The following is a 24,020-nucleotide window of genomic DNA, read 5'->3' on the forward strand; positions in this document are numbered from 1 at the left end:
AGCCGGATCGTCCCGACGGACGCGGACCCGCGGGGTCTGCGGGGGTCTGCGGGGGCCTCGTGGGTCTTCGGGGGCGGCGGGTCAGGCGGTCTGCTGGATCTGCTGGAGGAAGGCCGCGTTGGAGGGGGTCTCGCTGAGCCTGCCGGTGAGGAGTTCCAGGGCCTGCTGCCGCTCGAGGCCGCCCAGCGTGCGGCGCAGCCGCCAGGTGAGCTGCCGCTCCTGAGGGTCGAGGAGGATCTCCTCGCGGCGGGTGCCGGAGGCGTCGAGGTCGACGGCGGGGTAGAGGCGTTTGTCGGCGAGGGCGCGGCTGAGGCGCAGTTCCATGTTGCCGGTGCCCTTGAACTCCTCGAAGAGGCTGTCGTCCATCCGCGAGCCGGTCTCGACCAGCGCGGTGGCGAGGATGGTGAGCGAGCCGCCGTCGCGCAGGTTGCGGGCGGCGCCGAAGAAGCGGCGCGGGGGGAGCAGGGCCGTGGCGTCGATGCCTCCGGCGAGGGTGCGCCCGCCGCCGGGGGCGAGGTTGTTGTACGCGCGGGCGAGCCGGGTGAGGGAGTCGAGCAGGAGGACGACGTCGTGCCCTGCCTCGGCGAGGCGCTTGGCGCGCTCGACGGCGAGTTCGGCGACGGCGGTGTGGTCGCGGTCGGGGCGGTCGAACGTGGACGCGGCGACCTCGCCGCGGATGGACTCGCGCATCTCGGTGACCTCCTCGGGGCGCTCGCCGACGAGCACGACCATGAGGTGGCAGTCCGGGTGGTTGGCGGTGATCGCGGCGGCCAGGTCCTGCAGGACCATCGTCTTGCCCGCCTTGGGCGGGGCGACGATCAGCCCGCGCTGGCCCTTGCCGACCGGCGTGAACAGGTCGACGACCCTGCCGGTCAGCGACCCGGTCTCCAGGCGGAGCCGGTCGCGCGGGTGGATCGGGGTCATGTCCGCGAAGTCGGGCCGGTGCCGCCAGGCGGCGGCGCCGTTCACGCTCTCCACTCCCTCCAGCCTCTCGTACGGGGCGCGTGCGGTGGCCACGACGTGGTCGCCGGGGCGCAGGCCGTACTCGGAGATCTGGGAGGGGGGCACGCGGACGTCGCGCGGGGACGGCAGGTAACCGCCTGTCCGCAGGTGTCCGGTCCGGTCGCGGACGTCGAGCAGGCCGGTCACGGTCTCGGCGGGGGCGTCGCGTCCGGGGGACCGTCCGGTCGTGGTCGCGCCGTTCCCTCGGGGGGTCTTCCTGATGGTGCCCGAGTCGCCTCCGCGGGGACGCGGCACCTTCTTGGCGGTGATCTTTTCGACGGTGGGTTCTTTGAAAACGGGTTCGGTGGTCATGAACGACCTTTCACGGGAGATCGGGAGATCGGGAGATCGGGACCGCGCGCCTGGGACAGGGGCGGTGCCGGGAGAAAAAGCGAGAAACGGGGGCGGATCATCGCACGCGGCCTAGCCAGCGGTGCGTCACGCCCGGTATCACGGTAGCACCGTCGCCCCATCCCGAACAGGAGAGCGGATGCTACATCAACCCATAACGGTCGCCGGGGTCGAGGTGTTCCCGCTGTGCGACGCGGTGGGACCGATGGGCGACGCGATCCGGCGCCCGATGCCGCAGATGTTCCCCGGTGGCCGCCACGGCGAGTCGGACGAGTGGATCCTGCACTTCCACTGCTACCTGCTGCGCGACGCGGCGGGCCGCACGGTGCTGGTCGACACCGGCATCGGTCCCCGCGACTCGCCCGCGGCGAGCTGGGCGCCGGTGCCCGGCGCCCTGGGCGCGGAGCTGGCCCGGGTGGGGACGGCCCCCGAGGAGGTGGACGCGGTGGTCATCACGCACCTGCACAGCGACCACGCGAGCGGTGCGGTGGTCGCGGGGGCGCCGGTCTTCGCCAACGCCCGGCACGTCCTGCAGCGCGCCGAGATCGACGCGGCGGGTGGGGCGGTCCTCGACCACGTCGTCCGGCCGCTGGGCGAGCGGGTGCAGGCGGTGGACGGCGGGGCGGAGGTGCTGCCCGGCATCCGGGTGCTGCTCACCCCGGGGCACACCCCCGGCCACCAGGTGGTGCAGGTCGGCGATCTGGTGCTGACCGGCGACGTGGTGCTGCATCCGGTGCAGCTGGAGGACCCGCGGGTGCCCTACCTCTACGACGCCGACCCCGAGCTGGCCGCCACCACGCGCGTGGAACTGCTCGACCGGGTCAGGGCGGAGGGCGGGATGATCGGCACCGCCCACTTCGCCGAGCCCTTCACCAGGCTCGCCTGAACCGCGAGGTCGTCCGAGCCGGAGTCTTCCGCGAGGCTCGTCCGAGCCGGGATCGTCACAGGCTCGCCTGGGCGGCCGGGAGCAGGCGGCGTCGCGCCTTGCCCCGGTAGCGGACGACCTGGACGGCGCCCAGCGCCCAGATCGGGTACTGGGTGGCGAGCGCCCACCGGAAGGAGTCCAGGCCGGTGTCGCCCAGGAGGTCGAGGGTGACGCCGATCAGGGCGATCACCACCACGGACGCGACGAAGCCGCCGCCGTTCACGATGCCGGTGGCCGCGCCGATCCGGGTGGCCGGGTTGAAGGTCCTGGCGTAGTCGAAGCCGATCATCGATCCGGGGCCGTTCGCGGCCAGCACCACCACGAGCGCCACCAGCAGCCAGAACGGCGCCCGTCCCGGCCAGAACAGCACGGCGGTCCACGCCCCGGCGGTGGTGCCGATCACGATGAGCACCATCCGGGAGCGGTGGAAGGGGAACCGCCCGGCGAGATAGCCGAGCAGCGGCCCGCACACCATGCCGCACAGGGTCAGCGTGGTCAGCAGCACGCCCGCCGTCGCGGGGGCCAGCCCCTGGCCCTGGACCAGGAACGGATATCCCCACAGCAGCAGGAACGCCGCGCCCGAGCACTGAGTGGCCGCGTGGGTCCACATGCCCAGCCGGGTGCCCGGCTCGGCCCAGGCGGCCTTCAGGCTCGGTGGCTCCCCCGTACGCTCGGGGCGGGGGTCGCGCAGCACCGTGACCAGCAGGAACACGGAGACCACGCCAAGGAAGGCGGCGCCCAGGAAGGTCGGCGTCCAGCCGTACGTGTGCAGGGAGTAGATGAGGGGGACCGCGGAGGCGATCGCGCCGAGCTGGCCGAGCAGGCCGGTGAGCTGGACCATCAGCGGGTTACGGTGGGCGGGGAAGGACAGGCCGACCAGCCTGATCACGCTGATGAACGTCATCGCGTCCCCGCACCCGATCAGCGCCCGCCCGGCGACCCCCGGCAGCAGCCCTCCGGCCAGGGCGAAGACGAGCTCGCCGCAGGCCATCACCGCGGCACCCAGGACCAGCATGCGCTTGGAACCGAGGCGGTCGACCAGCATCCCGACGGGCACCTGCATGCCCGCGTAGACCAGCAGCTGGCACATGGCCAGGACCGAGAGCCCCGCCGCGCCGACGTCGAGCCTCGCCGCCGCCTCGATGCCCGCCACGCCCAGTGACTGCCGGTGGAAGACGGCGATGACGTAGGCCACCACGCCCGTGGCCCAGAAGAAGATCGCCATGGACCGTGGTTTCATGGGGGAAATATTACTTTTTACGTATTTTAGGAATGCGATCGGGTCCGCGAGGGGCGCCGGGATCAGCGGCGCGGGTAGCGGATGAGCAGGCTGGCGTGGACGTCCCGGTCGCCGAGGACGGCGTACGCGTGCGGGACGTCCGACCGCCAGGAGATGTGCTCACCGGGACCGGCCCGCAGGGGAGCCCCGGCCGGTCCGGCGCTCAGCGTTCCGGCGAAGACGGTGACGTGCTCGGTGACACCCTCGTGGTGGGCGGGCGAGACCTGTGTCGTCCCCGCCCGGAGCACCAGCCGGTAGAGCTCGTAGGTGACCTTCTCGTCCTCGAAGACCTGGAGCAGCGTCCCCTCGACGGCCGTGCCGTGGACGACGGGGACCACCTGGGCGCGCTCGCTTCCGCCCGCGTCCACCGGCGGCGGGGTGCCGACGGCCATCGCCAGGGGGACGCCGAGCTCGGCGGTGATCGCCCAGAGGGTCTCCAGGGTGGGGTTGCGGGTGCCGTTCTCCAGGCCGGAGAGCGTGGCCTTGCCGACACCGGCGGCGCGGGCGAGGGCGGACAGGGAGATGCCGCGCTCCTCGCGCAGCCGGCGGATCCGCCGCCCGATGCCGGGGGTGCCGCCGTCCACGGCGGGTTCGCCGGGCGCGCCGGCGTTCCCTGAGAGCCGGTCGAGCGCGTCGGTGTCCGCCGAGGGCGTGCCGGGCGCACGGGCGGCCGCAGCGGGCCGGTCGGGCGTGCCGGTGTCCTTGGCGGGCCTGGGGCTTTGTGCTCCGGAGTCCATGGGGTTATCGTGCAGCATGAGAGCCGTTCCGTTTACGGAACGGTCGGCGTCATCCCCACAAGGACCGAACATGACACGCATGCTTCAACCCGTGCTGGCCGGGGTGGTGACCACGGTGGTCGGTTTCGCCGGCTCCTTCGCCGTGGTCCTGGCGGGGCTCAGGGCGGTGGGCGCCGACGGGCGGCAGGCGGCGTCGGGACTCCTCGCCCTCTGCGTGGCCAACGGCGTGGTGGCCGTCTGGCTGGGCCTGCGGCAGCGCGTCCCGATCGTCGTGGCCTGGTCCACCCCGGGGGCGGCGCTGCTGGTCGCGACCGGGACCGTACAGGGCGGTTTTCCCGTCGCGGTCGGGGCGTTCGCGGTCTCGGGACTCCTCCTCACCGCCGCCGGTCTCTTCCCCGTCCTGGGCCGGTGGATCGCGTCCATCCCCACGCCGATCGCCGGTGCCATGCTCGCCGGGGTCCTGCTCGACCTGTGCGTCGCGCCGGTCAGGGCGCTCGCCGAGATACCGCTGACGGCGGTTCCCGTCGTGCTCACCTGGGCGCTGCTGAGCAGGTTCGCCCGCAGGTGGGCGGTCCCGGTGGCCCTCCTCGTCGCCGTCGCGGCCATCGCGCTGACCGGTCCAGGGCTGGGCGCGGTGGACGTACGGCCGGTACTGGAGGTGACCGTCCCGTCCTGGAGCGCCCAGGCGATGGTCGGCATCGCGCTCCCGCTGTTCCTGGTCACCATGGCCTCGCAGAACGTACCGGGCATGGCGGTCCTCGCCGGGTACGGCTACCGTCCCCCGCTGCGCGGGATCCTCGTCTCCACCGGCCTGGCGAGCACGCTGGGTGCCCCGCTGGGCGGCCACGCGGTGAACCTGGCGGCGATCAGCGCCGCGCTGTCCGCCGGACCCGACGCCGACCCCGATCCGGCCCGCCGGTGGATCGCCTCGGTCGCCTCGGGCGTCTCGATGATCGTCCTCGGGATCGGCTCGGGGGTGGCCACCGCGCTCGTGCTGCTCTCCCCGCCGCTGCTCGTCGAGGCCGTCGCCGGCCTCGCCCTGCTCGGCGCGCTCGTCTCGGCCGTCGTCTCGGCCGTCGCCGACCCCGAGGGCAGGGAGGCCGCGGTCGTCACCTTCGTGGTCACCGCGTCGGGACTGACGCTCCTGGGCGTGGGCGCCGCGTTCTGGGGGCTCGTCGCGGGCGGGCTCATGACGCTCCTGCACCGTCGCGGGAAACCCGCTCGGACCCCGGCCGACGCGGCGCCGGTGGACGAGACCGTGCCGGATCAGGATCAGGATCAGGGTCCGGAGGCGGGCGAGGGAGGTCCGTACATGCCTCAGCCGGTGCGGCCTGCGGGGCGCACCGGCTGAGAGAGGATGTGACTAGCGGTGGTCCGAGCGTCCGTGGCGACCGGCCACGAGCTGGTCGGTGGAGGACTGACGGGGCACCTCGACCCGGGGGTGGGGCGCGGTGTCCTCGACGCGGTCGTCGACGCCGTCGCGGTCACGGTCGACCACGGGGGTCGTGGTCGTGGTCGTGGCGGTCGCGGGAGCCGCGGTCGCGGGGGTCTTTTCGAGCTTGCGCTCCAGCTCCCGCTTCTCCTCCTCCAGGCGGGTGACGCGGTCACGCGCCTCCATCCGCGAGGCGCGGAGGCTGCGACGCTTCGCGGCCGAGCGCCGCATACCGGAGAACATCATCCCCAGGCCGAGCAGGAAGACCGCTCCGGTGGCCACGCCCGCGAAGAAGAGCTCCAGCTGGGTGAACTGGAACAGGCGGTCGAACACGGTGAACGAAGCGGTGGTGGTCGATGCTGCGGTCTCGTCCCAGGAGACCGCGATCACGGTCGCACCCGCGAGTACGATCAAGAGAAGTCCCAGCACTATCATGTGGCTACCACCTCAGGCTTTGGCTGTTGTGGTAGCCACTGCTGCCCTCGGTGAGCGGGATTATTCATCGGATCCCCATGGTTGCCAGGGAATGTGAAGGACGAGCTGCCGCGAAACGCCACGAACATCGACGTCGTCGTCATCGGCGCGGGGCAGGCGGGACTCTCCAGCGCCTACTTCCTGCGCCGGGCCGGGCTGGACTTCACGGTGCTCGACCGCTCCCCCGGGCCCGGCGGCGCGTGGCAGTTCCGCTGGCCGTCCCTCACCCTCGGCGCCACCCACCACGTGCACGACCTGCCGGGGCTGCCGCTGGGCGCCGTCGACACGACCCGGCCCTCGGCCGAGGTCGTCTCCGAATACTTCGCCGCCTACGAGCGGGCCTTCGAGCTGCCGGTACGCCGCCCGGTCGAGGTGCGGGCCGTCCGGGAGGGCGCGGAAGGGCGGCTGCTGGTGGAGACCGGGGCCGGTGACTGGTCGGCCCGCGCGCTGATCAACGCCACCGGCACCTGGGACCGCCCGTTCTGGCCCCGCTATCCGGGCCAGGAGACGTTCCGGGGGCGCCAGCTCCACACCGCCGACTACGTGAGCCGCGAGGAGTTCGCGGGCATGCGCGTGGTGGTGGTCGGCGCCGGGGCCTCGGGCGTGCAGCTCCTGATGGAGATCGCGGAGGTCGCCACGACCACCTGGGTCACCCGGCGCCCTCCCGCCTTCGTCAGGGGGCCGCTCGACGAGAACCTCGGCCGTGAGGCCGTCGCCAGGGTCGACGCCCGCGTCCGAGCCGGGCTCGTACCGGGCAGCGTGGTCGGGGCCACCGGCTATCCGGTGACCCCCCGGGTGGAGGCGGCCATGGCGGCGGGTGTCCTCGACCGGCTGCCGATGTTCGACAGGATCACCCCCGAGGGCGTGGCCTGGGACGCCGGGCCAGGCGGGCCCGCCCGCCTGGTCGGGGCGGACGTGATCCTCTGGGCGACCGGCTTCCGGCCCGTCGTCGGCCACCTGGCCCCGCTGCGCCTGCGCGAGCCCGGCGGCGGCATCCGGGTCGAGGACACCCGGGCCCTCCTCGACCCCCGGGTTCACCTGGTCGGCTACGGTCCCTCCGCCAGCACCGTCGGCGCCAACCGCGCCGGCCGTACCGCCGTGCGGCACGTCCGCCGCCTCCTCGCGGCACCCGCCGTTTCCGGGCAGCCGGTTCCCTCCGCGGCGGCGTAGGGGATCACGGCCGGAGCGGGGAAGTCACTGGGGATGCCCAGGGGCGGAAACGCGGATCTCCCGGAGATTCCGGGCCTGTCGCGGCAGGTCTAGGGTTGACGCCCATGGACCGTACCCGCCTGTACCGCAACGGTGTCCTGGAGGCCGAGGGCTTTCCCATCGACGACATCTCCGAACACGTGGAGGACGAGTCCGCCGTCGTCTGGTTCGACCTCTGCTCGCCCACGCAGGCGGAACTGGCGAAGATCAGCGAGGAGCTGGGCCTGCACCCCCTCGCGGTCGAGGACGCGCTGCACAGCCACCAGCGGCCCAAGCTCGACACCTACGACAGCCACCTGTTCGTCACCGTCTACGCGGCGAGACCGGCGGAGAAGGGGATCGACTTCGTCGAGGTCTCGATCTTCGCGACCAGGAACGCCCTGGTCACCGTGCGGGAGAACCCCGAGTTCGACATCGACGAGGTGATCAGGCGCTGGGACGCCAACGCCGCCATGGTCAGGTTCGGGGTGCCGTACCTGCTGCACGGCCTGCTCGACTACATCGTGGACGGCTACTTCGAGGTGCTGCAGGGGGTGGACGACCGGGTCGAGGAGCTGGAGGACGACCTCTTCCAGGACAACCCGGGGGACATGCCGCACATCCAGCGCCGGACCTTCGAGATGCACAAGAAGCTGGTGCGCTTCCGGCGGCTGGCGGTGCCGACGCGCGAGGTCGTGGGCAGCCTGCTGCGCAGGCAGGACGTCCTGGACCCCAAGCTCATCCCGTACTACCAGGACGTCTACGACCACACCCTGCGCACCGCGGAGTGGAGCGAGTCGCTGCAGGACCTGGTGAGCAACGTCCGCGAGGCCCACATGAACCAGCAGGGGTTCCGGCTCAACGACATCATGAAGAAGATCACCAGCTGGGCGGCCATCATCGCGGTGCCCACGATGATCACCGGTTTCTACGGGCAGAACGTGCCCTACCCCGGTTTCGCCCAGTCGATCGGGTTCTGGACGTCCACGATCCTGATCATCGTGGGCACGGTGCTGCTCTACCGGGCGTTCAAGAAGCGCAACTGGCTCTGACGTGACAGCCGTCCCCCACCGGGTCACCTGACCGGCCGGGAGACCGCCCGCCGTAGCCTGGCCTCAGGGGAGAACGGCCGGGTCCGGCCCGGCATCCGGCAGGGATTCGGCGATCGGTGAGGAACGAGCTGCATGGCACGCGGACGGCTGCGCGTCTACCTGGGGGCGGCCCCCGGGGTGGGCAAGACCTTCGCGATGCTGGCAGAGGGGCGTGGGCGCGGGGAGCGCGGCACGGACGTGGTGGTCGGGCTGGTGGAGACGCACGGTCGCGAGCGCGTCGAGAGGCTGCTGGAGGGGATGGAGATCGTCCCGCGGGTGGCGGTGGAGCACCGCGGGACCGTGTTCGGCGAGCTGGACGTGGACGCCGTCATCGCGCGGAGGCCGGAGGTCGTCCTGGTCGACGAGCTGGCCCACACCAACGTGCCGGGCTCGCGCAACGCCAAGCGCTGGCAGGACGTGGAGGAGATCCTGGAGGCCGGGATCGACGTGGTCTCCACCCTCAACGTCCAGCACCTGGAGTCGCTCGGGGAGGCCGTCGAGGAGATCACCGGGGTGGTCCAGCGTGAGACGGTGCCCGACGAGGTGGTGCGGCGGGCCGGGCAGGTGGAGCTGGTGGACATGGCCCCGGAGGCGTTGCGCCGCCGGATGGCGCACGGCGACGTGTACGCGCCGGAGAGAGCGGAGGCGGCACTGTCGACGTACTTCCGGCCGGGCAACCTGACGGCGCTGCGCGAGCTGGCGCTGCTGTGGGTGGCGGGAGAGGTCGGCGACAGCCTCGGCCGCCACCGCGCCGAGCACCGCGCCGCCGAGGTGCGGGAGACCCGGGAGCGGGTGGTGGTGGCGCTGGCGGGAGGCCCGGAGGGGGAGACGCTGGTGCGCCGGGCGGCGCGGATCGCGGCCAGGTCCCCGCGGGCGGACCTGCTGGCGGTGCACGTGACGATGGCCGACGGCCTGGCGAACGCCGATCCGGCGCGCCTGGCCCGGCAGCGCGCGCTGGTGGAGAGCCTGGGCGGCGGCTACCACCAGGTCGTGGGCGACGACGTGCCGCGGGCGCTGCTGGACTTCTCCCGGCGGGTGAACGCCACGCAGCTGGTGCTGGGGGTCTCCCGGCGCGGACGGCTCGCGCGGGCCCTGTTCCGGGGGGTCGGGGTGACCACGGCCGCGTCCTCGGGGACCGTCGACGTCCACATGGTCACCCACGAGGAGGCGGGGAGGCCCGGCGGCCGCCGCCCGTCGCGCGCCGCGCTCACCCGCTCCCGCAGGCTCGCCGGCTGGGGGACGGCGCTGCTCGGGCTCCCCCTGCTCACCGCCGCCCTCCTGGGCATCGGTCACGCGACGTTGCCGAGCGTGATACTGCTGTTCCTGCTGATGGTGGTCTGCGTCGCGCTGACGGGCGGCATGTGGCCCGCGATCACCGCCGCGGTGGCCGGGTTCGCCCTCCTCAACTGGTACTTCACGCCGCCGTTCCACTCGCTGGCCGTGACGCGACCGGAGAACCTGCTCGCCCTGGTCGTCTACGTGCTGGTCGCGATCATGGTGAGCGCGGTCGTCGACCTGGCGGCCCGCCGCGCCAGGGAGGCCGCCCTCGCGGGCGCGGAGGCCGAGGTGCTGGCGACCCTCGCCGGATACGTGCTCCGGGGCGAGGCGGCGCTGCCGTCCCTGCTCTCCCGGCTCAGGGAGATCTTCGGGCTGACCTCCGTCACCCTGCTGGAACGCCGGCCCGACGGCCCGCCCGGCCCGCCCGGCCCGTCCGGTCCGGACGGTTCGGACGGTTCGGGGGCTTCGGACGGACCGGACGGTCTCGATGGCTCGGATCGCTCGGACGGCTGGCGGATCGTGGCGACCGGGGGCGGGGAGCCGTCCACCCGTCCCGGCGTCGCCGGCACCGACGTGGTCGTCGACGACGACCTGGTACTGGCCGTACGCGGGTGGCTGCCCGGCACGTCCGGCCGCAGGGTGCTGGAGGCGTTCGCCGCCGAGGCGGCGGTGGCGCTGCGCCACCGCCGCCTCGCCGAACAGGCGGGGCGACTGCGCCCGCTCGCCGAGGCCGACAGGATGCGCACCGCGCTGCTCGCCGCGGTCAGCCACGACCTGCGCACCCCGCTCGCCTCGGCCAGGGCGGCGGTGGAGGGCCTGCGCGCCACCGACGTCGACTGGTCGCCGCAGGACAGGGAGGAACTGCTCGCCACGGCCGACGAGTCCCTGGTCAAGCTGGACCGCCTGGTCGTCAACCTGCTCGACATGAGCCGCCTGCAGGCGGGGGCGCTCGGGCTGACGCTCCAGCCGACGGCGCTCGAGGAGATCGTCCCCCGGGTCGTCGACGAGCTGGGCCCGCCGCACGACCGGGTGCTGAACCGCCTGCCCGAGGATCTCCCCGAGATCGCCGCCGACCCCGCGCTGCTCGAACGCGTACTGGTCAACCTCGTCTCCAACGCCGTCCGCTACAGCCCGCCGGGCGTCGCCGTGCTGGTCGGCGCGAGCGTGGACGGTGACGACGGCGGACATGTGGAGATCAGGGTCGTCGACCGGGGGCCGGGCATCCCCGAGGAGTCGCGCGACCGGGTCTTCCTGCCCTTCCAGCGGCTCGGCGACCGCGACAACGCCACCGGTGTCGGTCTCGGCCTCGCGCTCTCCCGGGGGCTGGCGGAGGCGATGGGCGGCACCCTCGTACCGGACGAGACACCGGGCGGGGGCCTCACCATGGTCCTGACCCTGCCCGTCTTCCCGCGGCACCGGGCCGCGCCCGTACCTGTGGAGGACCTGTGACGCGCATCCTCGTCGTCGACGACGAGCCCCAGCTCCTGCGGGCGCTGCGGATCAACCTGGCCGCCCGCGGGTACGAGGTGGCCGTGGCCGGCGACGGCGCCGCCGCCCTGCGCCAGGCCGCCGACCGGCACCCCGACCTGGTCGTGCTCGACCTCGGCCTGCCCGACATGGACGGGGTGGACGTCATCCACGGGCTGCGCGGCTGGACCACCGTCCCGATCATCGTGCTGTCCGGCAGGGCCGAGGGCCGCGACAAGGTGGAGGCCCTCGACGCGGGCGCCGACGACTACGTCATCAAGCCGTTCGGCGTCGACGAGCTGCTCGCCAGGATCCGCGCGGTGTCGCGTCGCGCCTCGGTCACCGAGGAGGAACCGGCCCGGTTCGTGATCGGCGAGCACGAGGTGGACCTGGCGGGCAAGACCGTCTCCGGCGGCGTGCGGCTCACCCCCACCGAGTGGCGCCTGCTGGAGATCCTGGTCCGCAATCCCGGCAAGCTGATCACCCAGCGCCGCCTGCTGAACGACGTCTGGGGCGCCGCCTACGGCAAGGAGACCAACTACCTCCGCCAGTACATGGCCCAGATGCGCAAGAAACTGGAGCGTGACCCCGCCCACCCGGTCCACCTGCTCACCGAACCGGGCATGGGCTACCGCTTCCAGCCCTGACCGCTTCCAGCCCTGACCGGCCGCCTTGCGGGTACGGTCTCAGCCGGCGGACACCCCCGTGTCAACCAGGGGATTACCGGGAATCGGTCAAGCAGAGCCCGTAGACGCTTCTGGAGGCATGGGTGAGCACGCGGGGGGTGGTCACCGTGGTGCTCGGCGCCGCGGTGCTCTTCTCACTGTCGACGCACGACGACACGCGCGCGAGGGCCGCGCCGGCCCGGGTCGCGCCGCTGGACAACCCGGACGGTATGGGCCCCGGACTGGCGCCCGTCAGGTCGACCGGAGACCGGGGCGTCGCCGTCAGGCTGATCGGGAAACTCCGGGTCGCGCCGATGGGTTCCAAGGCCGGCTACAGCCGGGCCAGGTTCGGCGAGAACTGGGCCGACACCGCCAGAGGAGTGCCGTACGCGCGCAACGGCTGCCGTACCCGCGACGACCTGCTGGCCCGCGACGGCGAGGACGTGCGCTACCGCCGCGGATCCGACTGCGTGGTCGTCTCCATGAAGTTGCGCGATCCCTACACCGGCCGGATCGTCCGCTGGACCAAGAAGCGTTCCGACGAGATCCAGGTCGACCACGTGGTCCCGCTGTCCTACGAGTGGCGGATGGGGGCCTCCCGGTGGCCGCTGTCCAAGCGGAAGCGCATCGCCAACGACCCGCTCAACCTCCTCCCGGTGTACGGCGACGCCAACGAGGCCAAGGGCGGCTCGGGACCGGCGTCCTGGCTCCCTCCCGTACGCGGGGTCCGCTGCGCCTACGTCGTCCGCTTCGCCCAGGTGGCCCTGAAGTACAACCTGCCGGTCACCCGCGCGGACAAGACCGTCATGCTCGCCCAGTGCCGGTGACGCCCGCGCCGCCGCTCAGAAGCGGCGGAGCAGGGCCTGCTTGGCGGTGGTGAACTCCTCGTCGGTGAGAACGCCGTCCTTGTGCAGGTCACCGAGTTCGCGCAGGCGGCGCAGGAGCGAGTCCGGGTCGTCGCCGCCGGCGGGTGCCGCGGGTGCGGCGGCCTCGATCGCCGGGGACGCCGCGGCGGCGGGCAGCCGGGCGTCCGAGGGGTGCGGCAGCCTGGCGAGGATCGCGGCGACGAGCAGCGCCGTCGTGCGGGTCTCCTTGTCGAAGCCCCACAGGACCAGGCAGCTCGGGTCGTGCTTGGGAGCGAGCTTGTGCGGTGCCACGCCCTTCGGGTGGAAACGGAGGTAGCCGTTCTCCAGGCCCGCGGTCGGGAACCACTCCACGCCGTTCAGGTCCTTCAGCGCGATCCGCTGGGGACCGGCCGACTTCTTGGCCTCCTCGGTGGCCCAGTTCCATTCGAGGCGGATCGACTCGCCGTCGAACGTCGCCGTGCCGTCGCCCGCCGGAACCACCACGGGCAGGGCGGGGCCGGGCATGAGATAGCGCTCCGAGGGACCGTCCGGCACCTGCTCGATCACCAGCGCGTTGCGTACCTCGTCGACGAAGTACTCGGCGGCGCCGGTGCGGTCGGCGTCCACGACCAGCTGGTACGGGTCGGCGGCGTCGGCGATCCGCCCGCCCGCCGCCTGGTTGAACGGGTCGGCGCCCTCGCGCAGCCGCAGCCGTAGCCTGCCGCCCTTCTTTCCGGGCTCGTAGGCGATGCCGGCCACGGCCTCCAGGGGGACCCGCACCTCGCCCAGCAGCTGCCGCAGTTTCTTCACGCTCCGGTCGCGGCCGGGGACGATGCGCAGGATCTCACCGTCGAACGTCCAGGTTCCGTCACGCACCATGACCTCCGCCATAGGGCGATCGTATGGCGAGCCGGTCATACGACGCGCATGATCGAGCGTTGAATCGTCCGGGACGGCGCGACGCGAACGGCCCGGCTTCCGATCGGGCGTCGTGGTCTTCTATTCTTCGAAGTCGACCAGGCCACCTTCGGAGCCGCTCCACAACCGTCTTCCCAGCCGGTCGCCGACCGCCTCCGGAGCCGATCACCAGCAGGCGAAGGAACTCCCGTGACCTCTCCGGCCCTGACCATCGACGAGCTGACCGCCCGGCGAGACGGTGCCCAGCGTGACTACGACGCGCTCGTCCGGCGCGGTCTGTCCCTCGACCTGACGCGGGGCAAGCCGTCGGCGCGGCAGCTCGACCTCTCCGAGGCGTTGCTGGACCTGCCCGCCGGTCACACCGCCGCGGACGGCACCGACTGCCGCAACTACGGCGGGCTCCAGGGCCTGGCCGAGCTCAGGGAGATCTTCAGCGGCCCGCTGCAGGTGCCCGCCGCCCAGCTCGTCGCCGCGGACAACTCCAGCCTCTCGCTGATGCACGACTCGATCGTCCACGCCCTGCTCGGGACGCTCCCCGGAGCCGAGCGCCGCTGGGCCGACGAGCCGCGGATCGCGTTCCTGTGCCCGGTTCCCGGGTACGACCGCCACTTCGCCCTGTGCGAGCGGTTCGGCATCGAGCTGATCCCGGTGCCGATGAACGCCGAGGGGCCGGACATGGACGTCGTGGAGAGCCTCGTGCTCGACGATCCCCAGGTCAAGGGCATCTGGTGCGTGCCCAAGTACAGCAACCCCGGCGGTGTCTCCTACGGTGACGAGACGGTGCGGCGCCTGGCCGCCATGCCGGCCGCCGCCCCGGACTTCCGGATCTTCTGGGACAACGCCTACGCCGTGCACCACCTGACCGACACGCCCGTGGAGATCGCCGACATCCTGGCGCTGTGCGCGGAGAACGGCAACCCCGACCGCGTCTTCGTCTTCGGCTCCACCTCGAAGATCACCTTCGCCGGCTCCGGCGTCTCCTTCTTCGGCTCGTCCCCGGCCAACGTGGCCTGGCTGCTCGGGAACACCGCCAAGCGCACCATCGGCCCCGACAAGCTCAACCACCTTCGCCACGTGGAGTTCCTGCGCGACGAGAACGGCCTGGCCGAGCACATGCGCCGCCACCGGGAGCTGCTCCGGCCGAAGTTCGACGCGGTCGAGACGATCCTCACGAAGGAGCTGGGCGGCAGCGGCCTGGCGACCTGGTCCAGCCCCGCGGGCGGCTACTTCATCAGCCTCGACGTGCTGGAGGGCTGCGCGCGCGAGGTGGTGCGGCGGGCGGGAGAGGCGGGTATCGCCCTCACCCCCGCGGGCGCCACCCACCCGTACGCGACGGACCCCCGTGACAGCACCATCCGCATCGCCCCCACCTACCCCGAGCTCGACGAGCTGGAACCGGCCATCTCCGGCCTCGCCACCTGCGTGCGCCTCGTCGCCACCGAGAAGCTCCTGGAGAGTGCCCGCTAGGTCACCCACCGGGCCTTCGCCGACCTGTCGGCGAAGGCCCCGGGCGTCCCTCTGGCCGGTTCTCCGTGCCGGGGGGATGTTCCGCGTTGCCGATCTCACGCTTCGTGTCCGGCCGTCGTCCGGCCGTCGTCCGGCCGTCAAGGAGGTGTCAGGGTAGGGCGGAGGAGCGTCAGGGTCCCGTCCGGAACCGTTCGATCCGCCCTTCGCCGACCTAGCGTCCCCTGTGTCCGGCCATCCGGCCGGGCCGCGAAAGCAGGAGGAAGCATGGGCGTCTCGCACGCGAGTGAAATCCCGTTGCCGTTACCCGTCCGCAGGGGCCCTGAGGCCCCTTCCACCGGTTTCCCCGAGCGAAGGGCGACCGCGCCCGGTGAGACCGCCGGCGCCCCGTGGTCGGCGACCACGCGCGTCACGGCCACGGGAGACGTCACGATCGGCGGGGTGTCCCTCACCGAGATCGCCCATCGGTTCGGCACCCCCGGCTACGTGATCGACGAGACGGACGTGCGGCTGCGCTGCCGCGCCTACCAGGCCGCGCTTCCGGGCGCCGAGATCGCGTACGCGGCCAAGGCGTTCCTCTGCCGCGCGATGGCCGACTGGATGCGGGCTGAGGGGATGAGCCTCGACGTCTGCTCGGGAGGCGAGCTGGCGGTCGCCAGGTCCGTCGGGTTCCCCGCGAGGCGGATCATCATGCACGGCAACGCGAAGACGCCCGCCGAACTGCGCAGGGCGGTGGACGAGGGCGTCGGCAGGATCGTGGTGGACAACGTCGCCGAGATCAACAGGCTCGCCGCGCTCGTCCCGATCGACCGTCGCCAGAAGGTGCTGGTCCGGGTGACGCCCGACATCGAGGCGGGTGCCCACCCCAAGATCCGTACCGCGGGAGAGGACCAGAAGTTCGGCCTGTCCATCCTGAGCGGTGCCGCCGGGGACGCCGTGGCCAGGGTCCTGCACCAGCCCCGGCTGGAACTGGCCGGGCTCCACTGCCACCTGGGCTCGCAGATCGACGACGTCGAGCCGTACGAGCGGGCGGTCAGGGTCCTGGTCGGCGAGATGGCCCGGATCCGCGACACCCACCACGTGATCCTGCCCGAGCTCGACCTGGGCGGCGGGCACGGCATCGCCTACCTGCCGGGCGCGGGGGGACTCGACCTGAGGCGTTTCGCGAACGCGGCCGTCACCGCGCTCACGGAGCGGGCCGCCGGGTTCGGCCTGCCGGTGCCCCGGCTCATCGTGGAGCCCGGCCGGGCGATCGCCGGTACCGCCGGGACCACGCTCTACCGTGTCGTCGCGGTCAAGCGCGGGGGCTCGCGGACGTTCGTCGCCGTCGACGGCGGGATGAGCGACAACCCCCGTCCCGCCCTGTACGGGGCGCGCTACACCGTACGGCTCGCCGGGCGCGTCTCCCGCGAGGGGCCGCGCTCGTTCACGGTCGTCGGCCACCACTGCGAGACGGGCGACACGATCGCGGAGGACGTCCCGCTCCCCGCCGATCTGCGCCCGGGTGACCTCATCGCGCTGGCGGCCACCGGGGCCTACCACCACTCGATGGCCTCGACCTACAACCTCATGGGCCGGCCCCCGGTCGTCGCCGTACGCGACGGCCGGGCGAGGCTGCTCGTCCGCAGGGAGATGGAGCAAGACCTGATGCGCCGCGACGTGGGCCTGTAGGAAACCTGCGGCGGGTGAGGAATGGCGCAAATGAACGTAGGGAAAGGGTGAAGAGAACACATCGACATTGGCCTGCGGGCATTTCCCGGGATTCCATGGAGGGGCAGAGACCGGCCCGCTCGGCGAATGTCCGCTAGGCAACAAATGTCTGTTTTATAAAGGAGTGGTGGCGATGTTCGGGACCGAACCGGCGGGATTCTCGCTCGCCGGAGGATTCGTCACCGTCGTCGCCGCCACCATGGCCGCCTCGCTGCTCCTCGCGCCGGCGGAGGTCGCCGGCCGCGTACTGATCATGGCGATCGCCGTGTGCGCCCACGCCGCCTGCGGGGTCCGCGCCGTGGTCGCGCTGGCGACGGCCGTCATGGCGTGGTTCTTCGGTACCGGTTTCCTGGTCAACGGCGCCGGGGAGCTCAGCTTCGGCAGGCCGGACCTGGTCCGCCTCGGCCTGCTCGTCGCCGTCGCGCTGGGTGCGAACGCGTGCACCGCCGCGTACCGGGCGGTCGCCGCCAGGCGCAGGCTCCGCGTCCCGCTGGCCGGAGAAGACCCCTCGCGGCTGGTCCTCGTCCGGAACTGACGCGCCCCCGGCCCGAGGGCCGCGTGATCCGCGGACGTCCTCCGAACGGTTCCGCTGCCGTGCCCGGCCGGTGCCGGGCACGGCGTTTTCCGCTGTCCGGTGAGGCTCCGCAGGGGTTCAGGCCGGCGGTGTCTCGTTGGTGAACTTGTCGCAGTTGGCGGGGTACGCGGGAGGCCCGAGAGGCGTTCCCGGAGCGAAGAAGCCTCCCGTCACCGGAACCGGGCGGCCAAGCAGGCATTTCGTCCAGGAGACCTGACCGGCCGAGTTCTGAACCGTGAGGTGAAGGTACGGAAGGGCGCCGTCCTGAAGGACCGTCGCCGCGACGTCCACCACATCGGTGGGATGGCCGGGGATCGTCGAAAGGTCGTGCCAGCGTGGAGTCGTTCGCGGGTCGCGGATCCGCGCCGTCCCGTCGCTCCGAACCGACGCGGTGATCGGTTCGAGAAGCAGGTAGGCCACGGACACGGCGGACGTCGGCGCCGCGGGCCCTGCGGGCCCCGCGGGTCCCGCAGGGCCGGGTGCGCCGGGCGTGCCCGCGGCTCCCGTGGCGCCGGTCGGTCCCACCGGTCCGGCGGCACCCGGTTCGCCCGCGGGGCCGACGGGTCCCGCCACGCCCTCCGGGCCCGCGGGCCCGGGGGCACCGGTGGCTCCCGCGGGTCCTGCCGGTCCTTCCGGCCCGATCGGCCCGATCGGCCCGATCGGCCCGGCGGGTCCCGCCGGTCCTTCCGCTCCCGCCGGTCCTTCCGGTCCGATCGGGCCTGCCGGTCCCGCGGGTCCGACGGCTCCCGCCGGTCCCTCCGGCCCGATCGGTCCCGTGAGCCCGTCGGCTCCGGCCGGGCCGATGGGTCCTGCCGGGCCCATCGGCCCGGCCGGACCGATGGCGCCCGTCGCGCCCACGGGTCCCAGCGCGCCCGCGGGACCCGGCGCACCCGGTGCGCCGGGGGCGCCGGTGTCACCCTTCGCTCCCGTGGCTCCCGCCGGTCCGGCCGGACCGGCCACTCCCATGGCGCCCATCGGGCCTGCCGGTCCTTCGGGTCCCATCGGTCCCATCGGTCCCGTCGGCGCGAGCGGGCCGTCCGGAAGGCTCGCCTCGACCGGATCCGCCGGATCAGCCGGTTTCCCCGGTTTCGCTGGGTTCGCCGTGCTCGCAAGGTTCGCCGGGTTCGCGGACTCCGACGGCAGTCCGAGGTTCGACGCTTTCCTTCCGCTGTCGCGGCCCTCCCTGTTCTTTCCGCCGGTACGGCTGTGCTTGCCGGGACGGTCACGGTCACGGTCACACGCGCAGTGCCTCCCCTGGCACTTGCAGTCTTCCCGCTTGAGGGGCCTCATCAGGGACACCCCCGCGTCGTCCAGCGGGCTGGTCACCCTCCGAACCGGAACGGCCTCGCCACCGGGGTCTCGCGTGTTGAGAGGACTGATGCCTGTGGTGTCGGTCATGGCGTTGGCCGGCGTCTGGCAGGAAAGCGCCAGGACGGCACCGATCGCTGTTGTTACGGACCAGTTTCGAGCACGTTTGCCGGAATCAATAATTTGAGCCCGTCTTCTACCGCTAGAAGTCATCGCATTCCATGTCTTTTATGATTCCAGGGAATCGGATTTCTTGAACCGCGACGGTGGCGGCAAGCAGGAGCTACCCGATGATCGACACGGCAAAGCGCAACCCTCGTTAACAAGGTTTAAACGGATTCGTCAACGGCGGGGATGTGTCCAGGTTGTTGAGCTTGAAAACCGTGTGCTCCAGAGATTTCCTGTCCCGTGGGCAATGACCGGAATTTAGGGTTCTTGGATGTCGAGAGAATTTTGGTGTGATTCACCGGCAGTGGCCCGCGATAAGGTCTGTGCGGTTTTCGTCAATGATTTTCCGATCCGGACCCGGCGCCCGCCGCCGCTTTCCACGCTTCTTACGCAGGTCCGACACACGAGCTGGAGACCGTCACGGTGGGCTGGAGCGCTCCGCCGTTGGCGAACGTGACGCTCCATCGGTTGCCGATCACCGACTCGGAGGCGATCACGTCGACCCCCAGGGCACTGCCACTCCATTCTCCGGCGACGACGAGCGTGCCCGCAGGGCACACGCCGCCGAGAACGGTCACCGTCGTGTCGGCCGGAACGAGAGTCGGCGTCCCCGCGGCGACCTGCCTGGTGGCCAGGGCGCTCGACCCTGCGGGCCCCGCGGGCCCCGCGGGCCCCGCCGGTCCTGTCGCTCCGTCCGCTCCCGCGGGTCCGGCAGGCCCGGCAGGCCCCGCCGGTCCGGCGGGACCCGGCGCGCCGTCGGCGCCCGCGGGTCCGGTCGTTCCGGCGACTCCGGTCAGGCCGATGGGTCCTATCGCGCCGTCCGCTCCTGCGGGTCCTGCGGGTCCGGCGGGTCCTGTCGCCCCGTCCGCTCCTGCGGGTCCTGCGGGTCCGGCAGGTCCTGTCGCCCCGTCCGCGCCCGCGGGTCCTGCGGGTCCGGCAGGTCCTGCGACTCCCGGCGCGCCATCCGCTCCTGCGGGTCCGGCGGGTCCTGTCGCGCCGTCCGCTCCTGCGGGTCCTGCCGGTCCCGCAGGCCCGGCGACTCCCGGCGCGCCGTCGGCGCCCGCGGGCCCGGCAGGTCCTGCGGGTCCTGTCGCCCCGTCCGCTCCTGCGGGTCCTGTCGCTCCTGCGGGTCCCGCCGGTCCTGGGGCTCCATCCGCGCCCGCCGGGCCGGTCGGGCCGGTCGGGCCTGCCGGACCCGAGGGGCCGCGCAGCCCGATGCCCGGCAGGCCGTCCTCGCCGTCACGGCCGTCACGGCCGTCGCGGCAACAGCAGCGCCTTCTCCCGCACTTGCATTTCTTCCGCGCGACGGTTCCCATCCCGTGGACACGCGAGCGGTCGCACCTTCCGGCCGCCTCGCGAACCGGAGCGACCACGTCGCCGACGGTCCTCGTTTCGAGGAAGGGGATTCCCGTGATGCCGGTGACGGCGTCAGCCGGAACCTGACAGGAAAGCGCCAGAACAGCGCTGATCGTTGCCGCGACGGGCCAGTTTCGAGCACGTTTGCCGGAATTGATAATCGAAATCCGTCTTCTGCCGCTAGAATTCATCGCTTTCCATGTCTTTTGTGATTCAAGGGAGTCGGATTGCTTGAACCGCGATAGTGGCGGCAAGCAGGAGTTACCCGATGATCGACATGGCAAAGCGCAACCCTCGTTAACGAGGGCTAAACGGATTCGTCAATTGGAGGAATATGTCCAGATTATTTGATTTTCCCGTCACATGTACTCGGCGGACGGTCGTTCTCTGGGCTCACGCCTCCGGGACGATGGTCATCCATTGCCCGTATGGATTTTTAAGATGATTGTCCAGATAGCCGTCAACATATGGATTATCTAGTTTTTGCTGCCCTTTTTTCGGTGCATCGCCAGATGCCTTCCGGTGCCCTCGCGCCGTCGGACCCGAACCGGCCGGCCCCCGTGCGCTCCGGCCGTCCTCCCGGCTAGCTGGACTCCCTGACCACGAGCTGGGTCGGAAGGATCACCGGGGCGGCGGGCTCGCCTCGCAGCAGGCCGAGCAGCAGGCGGGCCGAGGCGGCGGCCTGCTCGCCCATGGGGCTGCGTACCGTGGTGAGCGGGGGATCGGTGTAGAGGGCCGCCTCGATGTCGTCGTACCCCACCACCGCCACGTCGTCGGGCACCCGCCGGCCCGCCCGGCGCAGCGCCCGCATGGCGCCGATCGCCATCAGGTCGTTGGCGGCGAACACCGCGTCCAGCGCGGGGTCGTCCTCGAGCAGCTGCGCCATGGCCTCGGCTCCGGAGATCCGGGTGAAGTCGCCGATGGCCACGATCGAGCGCCGTCCGGTCTCGCTCAGGACCTCGCGGTAGGCGCCGATCCTGTCCTGGGCGGCGGACATGTCCAGCGGCCCGGAGATCGTGGCGATCCGGCGCCGTCCCCGTTCCAGCAGGTGCCGCACCGCCTGGGCGGCCCCTCCGGTGTTGTCGTTGTCGACCCACGGCACGTCCAGCCGGAAGGTGGGCCTGCCGTGGGAGACGAGGGGGACGCCCGTGGCGGCGAGCGCCGCGGGCAGGGGGTCGGCGCCGTGCATCGACACGAGCATGACCCCGTCCACGTGGCGGGCGGCCACGAACTGCCGGGCCCGTACGCGGGCGTCGTCGGAGCCGGCGAGCATGAGCATGACCTGCTTGCCCGCCGCCTCGAACTCGCGGCTGGCCGCGCGCACGACGGTGGAGAACATCGGATCGTCGGAGACGAGTCCGGCCGACGGGTCGGAGACGATCACCGCGATGGAATCGGTGCGCCGGGTCACCAGGCTGCGCGCCGCGGGGTTGGGGATGTAGCCCAGGTCGTTCACCGCCCGCATGACGAGGTCGCGGATGTCGGAGGCGACCGTCGGCTCACCGTTCACCACCCTGGAGACCGTTGACTTGGACACGCCGGCCCGGGTGGCGACAGCCTCCAGGGTGGGTCGTCTCATGTGGTTCTCCCGCAGTTCGTACCGCCCGCTGACCGGTGGTGCCTGAACGTGCGGTCCCACCCTTCCCCAGCTTAATCGATGATCATGAAGAGAGCGCTCCCTCACAAAGGGTGACCGGAAGGAGGATTTCTGTCAATGTCCCGAACTCACCCAGATTTTCCCTCGCGACGGCCGCCGGAGGAAATCGGAGAAATCGCTCCCCGATAAGGATCTTCTTAATCCCAGTTCACAGCCCGTTGTAACGGTGCAAACGATTGTCCGGGAGCGCTCCCTGGGATGCACGGTTGATTGCCGGATCATGTGTAGCCCGTTTCGTCCTGGTTAAACGGACACTTGACAGCCCGTGTCGGACGAGAGCAATCTCTGGTTGAGAGAGCGCTCCCCGACCCGATACCGGTACGCACCCCCCACTCTCCGAGGAGACGCGATGCCCTCGTCCCGAAGTCCCGGCCGCCGCATGGCCCTGCTGATAGCCGCGGCCGTCACCCTCGTCACGTCCTGTCTCGCGATCATGCCCGCGGCGGCCGCCGACACCCTGCTCTCCCAGGGCAAGACGGCGACCGCCTCGTCCTCGGAGAACGTGGCCTTCCCCGCGTCCGCGGCCGTCGACGGCAACGCGGGCACCCGCTGGTCCAGCGGGTTCAGCGACCCGCAGTGGATCCAGGTCGACCTCGGCGCCAGTGCGACCATCACGCAGGTGACGCTGAACTGGGAGGCCGCCTACGGCAGGGCCTTCCAGATCCAGACCTCGCCCAACGGCACCACCTGGACCCCGATCCACTCCACGACCACCGCCACCGGCGGCAACCAGACGCTGGCCGTCAGCGGCACCGGCCGCTACGTGCGCGTGTACGGCACCCAGCGCGCCACCCAGTACGGCTACTCGCTCTGGGAGTTCCAGGTCTACGGGACCATCGGGGGCACCGACCCCACCCCGACTCCCACCCCCGACCCGGGCGCGCTCAAGCTGCTGTCCTACGGCAGGCCCGGCGCGGCCTCCACCTCCCAGAGCGACGGGAACTGCTGGGAGTGCACCCCGGCCAGGGCGTTCGACCGCGACCCCGCCTCCCGCTGGGCGACCAGCTCCACCACCGGCTGGGTCGACCCGGGCTGGATCTCCGTCGACCTCGGCGCGACCGCGCAGATCAAGCAGGTCGTCCTCCAGTGGGACCCGGCCTACGCCAGGGCCTTCCAGATCCAGGTCTCGGACAACAACACCACCTGGACGCCGATCTACTCCACGACCACCGGCACCGGTTTCAAGCAGACGCTGACCGTCAACGGCACCGGCCGCTACGTGCGCATGTACGGCACCCAGCGCGCCACCCCGTACGGCTACTCGCTGTGGGAGTTCCAGGTCTGGGGCACCGGTGGCGCCCCGATCACGCCGCCGCCGCTCCCGCCGGACCCGGCCGACCCGCCGACGACGCTCGTCTGGAGTGACGAGTTCAACGGTGGCGCGGGCACCAGGCCCGACGCGGCCAAGTGGACCCAGGACCCGGGCACCGGCCCGAACAACGAGCTCGAGTACTACAAGCCCGAGAACACCGCCATGGACGGCAACGGCAACCTCGTCATCACGGCGCGGCAGGAGACCACCGCCGGATCGTCCTGCCCCGGCGGACCCTGCCAGTACACCTCCGGCCGCATCAACACCGGCGGCAAGTTCACCTTCACGTACGGCAAGGTCGAGGCCCGCGTCAAGGTCCCGAAGGGCAACGGCCTGTGGCCGGCGTTCTGGATGATGGGCGCCGACTTCCTCACCGGCAGGCCCTGGCCGTACAACGGGGAGATCGACATCCTCGAGGTGCTCGGCAAGGACGTCAAGACCTCCTACTCGACCATCCACGCCCCCGCCTACAACGGCGGCGGCGGCATCGGCGCCCCGTACACGCTGCCCAGCGGCGCGGACCTCTCGGACGACTTCCACGTCTGGGCCGCCACCTGGAACAGCAAGGGCATCGTCTACACCCTGGACGGCCGGACGGTCCTCACCCTGAGCAAGGAGCAGGTCGAGGCGACGCGCGGGCCGTGGGTCTTCGACCACCCGTTCTACATCATCCTCAACCTCGCGGTGGGCGGTGACTGGCCCGGCCCGCCGGACGCCAGTACCGGCTTCCCCAAGCAGATGCTCGTCGACTACGTGCGCGTCTACAAGTGATCCCCCCGCTCCGGCACGGCTCGCCCGAGCCGTGCCGGAGCCTCCCCG

General features: G+C 71.9%; 19 protein-coding genes. 11 read left to right on the forward strand and 8 right to left on the reverse strand.

Annotated elements, in window-relative coordinates; translation table 11 throughout:
• Positions 1–81 precede the first annotated feature (81 nt).
• Positions 82–1,314 carry a transcription termination factor Rho gene (gene rho / locus ACTOQ1_RS15620; protein WP_440067745.1) on the reverse strand — a complete coding sequence of 411 codons (1,233 nt, stop codon included), beginning with the start codon at positions 1,312–1,314 and terminating at the stop codon, positions 82–84.
• Positions 1,315–1,492: 178 nt separating this feature from the next.
• On the opposite strand from rho, the gene ACTOQ1_RS15625 reads away from it, so the two are divergent.
• Positions 1,493–2,239: an MBL fold metallo-hydrolase gene (locus tag ACTOQ1_RS15625; RefSeq protein WP_440067747.1), complete on the forward strand. Its 747-nt coding sequence runs from the start codon at positions 1,493–1,495 to the stop codon at positions 2,237–2,239.
• 55 nt (positions 2,240–2,294) lie between these two features.
• Here the strand turns inward: ACTOQ1_RS15625 and ACTOQ1_RS15630 are convergent, their stop codons facing one another.
• Both ACTOQ1_RS15630 and ACTOQ1_RS15635 read right to left on the reverse strand, forming a co-directional pair.
• Complete coding sequence (locus ACTOQ1_RS15630; RefSeq protein ID WP_440067748.1) at positions 2,295–3,518, reverse strand: MFS transporter; 1,224 nt, start codon at positions 3,516–3,518, stop codon at positions 2,295–2,297.
• A 62-nt stretch (positions 3,519–3,580) separates the two neighbouring features.
• Positions 3,581–4,294 (reverse strand): helix-turn-helix domain-containing protein, encoded by a 714-nt coding sequence (locus tag ACTOQ1_RS15635; RefSeq protein ID WP_440067750.1) that lies wholly within the window; start codon positions 4,292–4,294, stop codon positions 3,581–3,583.
• A gap of 70 nt (positions 4,295–4,364) precedes the next feature.
• Between ACTOQ1_RS15635 and ACTOQ1_RS15640 the strand changes: the two genes are divergently transcribed.
• Positions 4,365–5,645, forward strand: a complete 1,281-nt coding sequence (locus tag ACTOQ1_RS15640; protein ID WP_440067752.1) for a benzoate/H(+) symporter BenE family transporter — start codon at positions 4,365–4,367, stop codon at positions 5,643–5,645.
• 12 nt (positions 5,646–5,657) lie between these two features.
• Here the strand turns inward: ACTOQ1_RS15640 and ACTOQ1_RS15645 are convergent, their stop codons facing one another.
• Positions 5,658–6,161: a hypothetical protein gene (locus ACTOQ1_RS15645; RefSeq protein WP_440067753.1), complete on the reverse strand. Its 504-nt coding sequence runs from the start codon at positions 6,159–6,161 to the stop codon at positions 5,658–5,660.
• A gap of 93 nt (positions 6,162–6,254) precedes the next feature.
• Here ACTOQ1_RS15645 and ACTOQ1_RS15650 point away from each other — a divergent pair, with 93 nt between their 5' ends.
• From ACTOQ1_RS15650 to ACTOQ1_RS15670, 5 genes are all read left to right on the forward strand, one after another.
• The gene (locus ACTOQ1_RS15650) at positions 6,255–7,370 is read left to right on the forward strand and encodes an FAD-dependent oxidoreductase (RefSeq protein WP_440067755.1); all 1,116 of its coding nucleotides are present in this window, start codon (positions 6,255–6,257) and stop codon (positions 7,368–7,370) included.
• 104 nt (positions 7,371–7,474) lie between these two features.
• The gene (locus ACTOQ1_RS15655; protein ID WP_440067757.1) at positions 7,475–8,440 is read left to right on the forward strand and encodes a magnesium transporter CorA family protein; all 966 of its coding nucleotides are present in this window, start codon (positions 7,475–7,477) and stop codon (positions 8,438–8,440) included.
• A 132-nt stretch (positions 8,441–8,572) separates the two neighbouring features.
• Complete coding sequence (locus ACTOQ1_RS15660; protein ID WP_440067759.1) at positions 8,573–11,206, forward strand: DUF4118 domain-containing protein; 2,634 nt, start codon at positions 8,573–8,575, stop codon at positions 11,204–11,206.
• On the forward strand, positions 11,203–11,871 hold the full coding sequence (locus ACTOQ1_RS15665; RefSeq protein ID WP_440067761.1) for a response regulator: 669 nt from the start codon (positions 11,203–11,205) through the stop codon (positions 11,869–11,871). The genes ACTOQ1_RS15660 and ACTOQ1_RS15665 overlap by 4 nt, the downstream gene beginning before the upstream one ends.
• A 122-nt stretch (positions 11,872–11,993) precedes the next feature.
• Positions 11,994–12,716 carry an HNH endonuclease family protein gene (locus tag ACTOQ1_RS15670; protein ID WP_440067763.1) on the forward strand — a complete coding sequence of 241 codons (723 nt, stop codon included), beginning with the start codon at positions 11,994–11,996 and terminating at the stop codon, positions 12,714–12,716.
• 15 nt (positions 12,717–12,731) lie between these two features.
• Here ACTOQ1_RS15670 and ACTOQ1_RS15675 read toward each other — a convergent pair whose 3' ends face one another.
• On the reverse strand, positions 12,732–13,625 hold the full coding sequence (locus ACTOQ1_RS15675) for a DUF4429 domain-containing protein (RefSeq protein WP_440067765.1): 894 nt from the start codon (positions 13,623–13,625) through the stop codon (positions 12,732–12,734).
• Between the two features lie 216 nt (positions 13,626–13,841).
• Here ACTOQ1_RS15675 and ACTOQ1_RS15680 point away from each other — a divergent pair, with 216 nt between their 5' ends.
• From ACTOQ1_RS15680 to ACTOQ1_RS15690, 3 genes are all read left to right on the forward strand, one after another.
• Positions 13,842–15,119, forward strand: a complete 1,278-nt coding sequence (locus tag ACTOQ1_RS15680) for an aminotransferase class I/II-fold pyridoxal phosphate-dependent enzyme (RefSeq protein ID WP_440067767.1) — start codon at positions 13,842–13,844, stop codon at positions 15,117–15,119.
• Between the two features lie 264 nt (positions 15,120–15,383).
• Positions 15,384–16,787, forward strand: a complete 1,404-nt coding sequence (lysA, locus tag ACTOQ1_RS15685; protein ID WP_440067769.1) for a diaminopimelate decarboxylase — start codon at positions 15,384–15,386, stop codon at positions 16,785–16,787.
• Positions 16,788–16,959: 172 nt separating this feature from the next.
• Complete coding sequence (locus ACTOQ1_RS15690; protein WP_440067771.1) at positions 16,960–17,361, forward strand: hypothetical protein; 402 nt, start codon at positions 16,960–16,962, stop codon at positions 17,359–17,361.
• A 1,901-nt stretch (positions 17,362–19,262) separates the two neighbouring features.
• Here the strand turns inward: ACTOQ1_RS15690 and ACTOQ1_RS15695 are convergent.
• From ACTOQ1_RS15695 to ACTOQ1_RS15705, 3 genes are all read right to left on the reverse strand, one after another.
• The gene (locus tag ACTOQ1_RS15695; protein WP_362689871.1) at positions 19,263–19,454 is read right to left on the reverse strand and encodes a hypothetical protein; all 192 of its coding nucleotides are present in this window, start codon (positions 19,452–19,454) and stop codon (positions 19,263–19,265) included.
• Positions 19,455–19,684: 230 nt separating this feature from the next.
• Entirely contained in the window at positions 19,685–20,029 is a 345-nt protein-coding gene (locus tag ACTOQ1_RS15700; protein ID WP_440067773.1) for a hypothetical protein, read from the reverse strand.
• Positions 20,030–20,815: 786 nt separating this feature from the next.
• Positions 20,816–21,811, reverse strand: coding sequence for a LacI family DNA-binding transcriptional regulator (locus ACTOQ1_RS15705; RefSeq protein WP_362689874.1), 996 nt, complete (start codon positions 21,809–21,811; stop codon positions 20,816–20,818).
• Positions 21,812–22,238: 427 nt separating this feature from the next.
• Between ACTOQ1_RS15705 and ACTOQ1_RS15710 the strand changes: the two genes are divergently transcribed.
• Positions 22,239–23,972: a discoidin domain-containing protein gene (locus ACTOQ1_RS15710; RefSeq protein ID WP_440067775.1), complete on the forward strand. Its 1,734-nt coding sequence runs from the start codon at positions 22,239–22,241 to the stop codon at positions 23,970–23,972.
• The last annotated feature ends 48 nt before the right edge of the window (positions 23,973–24,020 follow it).

Origin of the sequence: Streptosporangium sp. OZ121, from assembly GCF_051918885.1 — a bacterium.
Taxonomy (GTDB): Bacteria; Actinomycetota; Actinomycetes; order Streptosporangiales; family Streptosporangiaceae; genus Streptosporangium.

Bases quoted from the DNA above. Each gene is read 5' to 3' on its own strand.
- ACTOQ1_RS15690 (WP_440067771.1), top strand. From the start codon at position 16,960: ATGTTCGGGACCGAACCGGCGGGATTCTCGCTCGCCGGAGGATTCGTC.
- ACTOQ1_RS15660 (WP_440067759.1), top strand. From the start codon at position 8,573: ATGGCACGCGGACGGCTGCGCGTCTACCTGGGGGCGGCCCCCGGGGTG.
- ACTOQ1_RS15710 (WP_440067775.1), top strand. From the start codon at position 22,239: ATGCCCTCGTCCCGAAGTCCCGGCCGCCGCATGGCCCTGCTGATAGCC.
- ACTOQ1_RS15630 (WP_440067748.1), bottom strand. From the start codon at position 3,518: ATGAAACCACGGTCCATGGCGATCTTCTTCTGGGCCACGGGCGTGGTG.
- ACTOQ1_RS15635 (WP_440067750.1), bottom strand. From the start codon at position 4,294: ATGGACTCCGGAGCACAAAGCCCCAGGCCCGCCAAGGACACCGGCACG.
- ACTOQ1_RS15640 (WP_440067752.1), top strand. From the start codon at position 4,365: ATGACACGCATGCTTCAACCCGTGCTGGCCGGGGTGGTGACCACGGTG.
- ACTOQ1_RS15645 (WP_440067753.1), bottom strand. From the start codon at position 6,161: ATGATAGTGCTGGGACTTCTCTTGATCGTACTCGCGGGTGCGACCGTG.
- rho (WP_440067745.1), bottom strand. From the start codon at position 1,314: ATGACCACCGAACCCGTTTTCAAAGAACCCACCGTCGAAAAGATCACC.
- ACTOQ1_RS15625 (WP_440067747.1), top strand. From the start codon at position 1,493: ATGCTACATCAACCCATAACGGTCGCCGGGGTCGAGGTGTTCCCGCTG.
- ACTOQ1_RS15705 (WP_362689874.1), bottom strand. From the start codon at position 21,811: ATGAGACGACCCACCCTGGAGGCTGTCGCCACCCGGGCCGGCGTGTCC.
- ACTOQ1_RS15700 (WP_440067773.1), bottom strand. From the start codon at position 20,029: ATGGAGCCCCAGGACCGGCGGGACCCGCAGGAGCGACAGGACCCGCAG.
- lysA (WP_440067769.1), top strand. From the start codon at position 15,384: ATGGGCGTCTCGCACGCGAGTGAAATCCCGTTGCCGTTACCCGTCCGC.
- ACTOQ1_RS15655 (WP_440067757.1), top strand. From the start codon at position 7,475: ATGGACCGTACCCGCCTGTACCGCAACGGTGTCCTGGAGGCCGAGGGC.
- ACTOQ1_RS15675 (WP_440067765.1), bottom strand. From the start codon at position 13,625: ATGGCGGAGGTCATGGTGCGTGACGGAACCTGGACGTTCGACGGTGAG.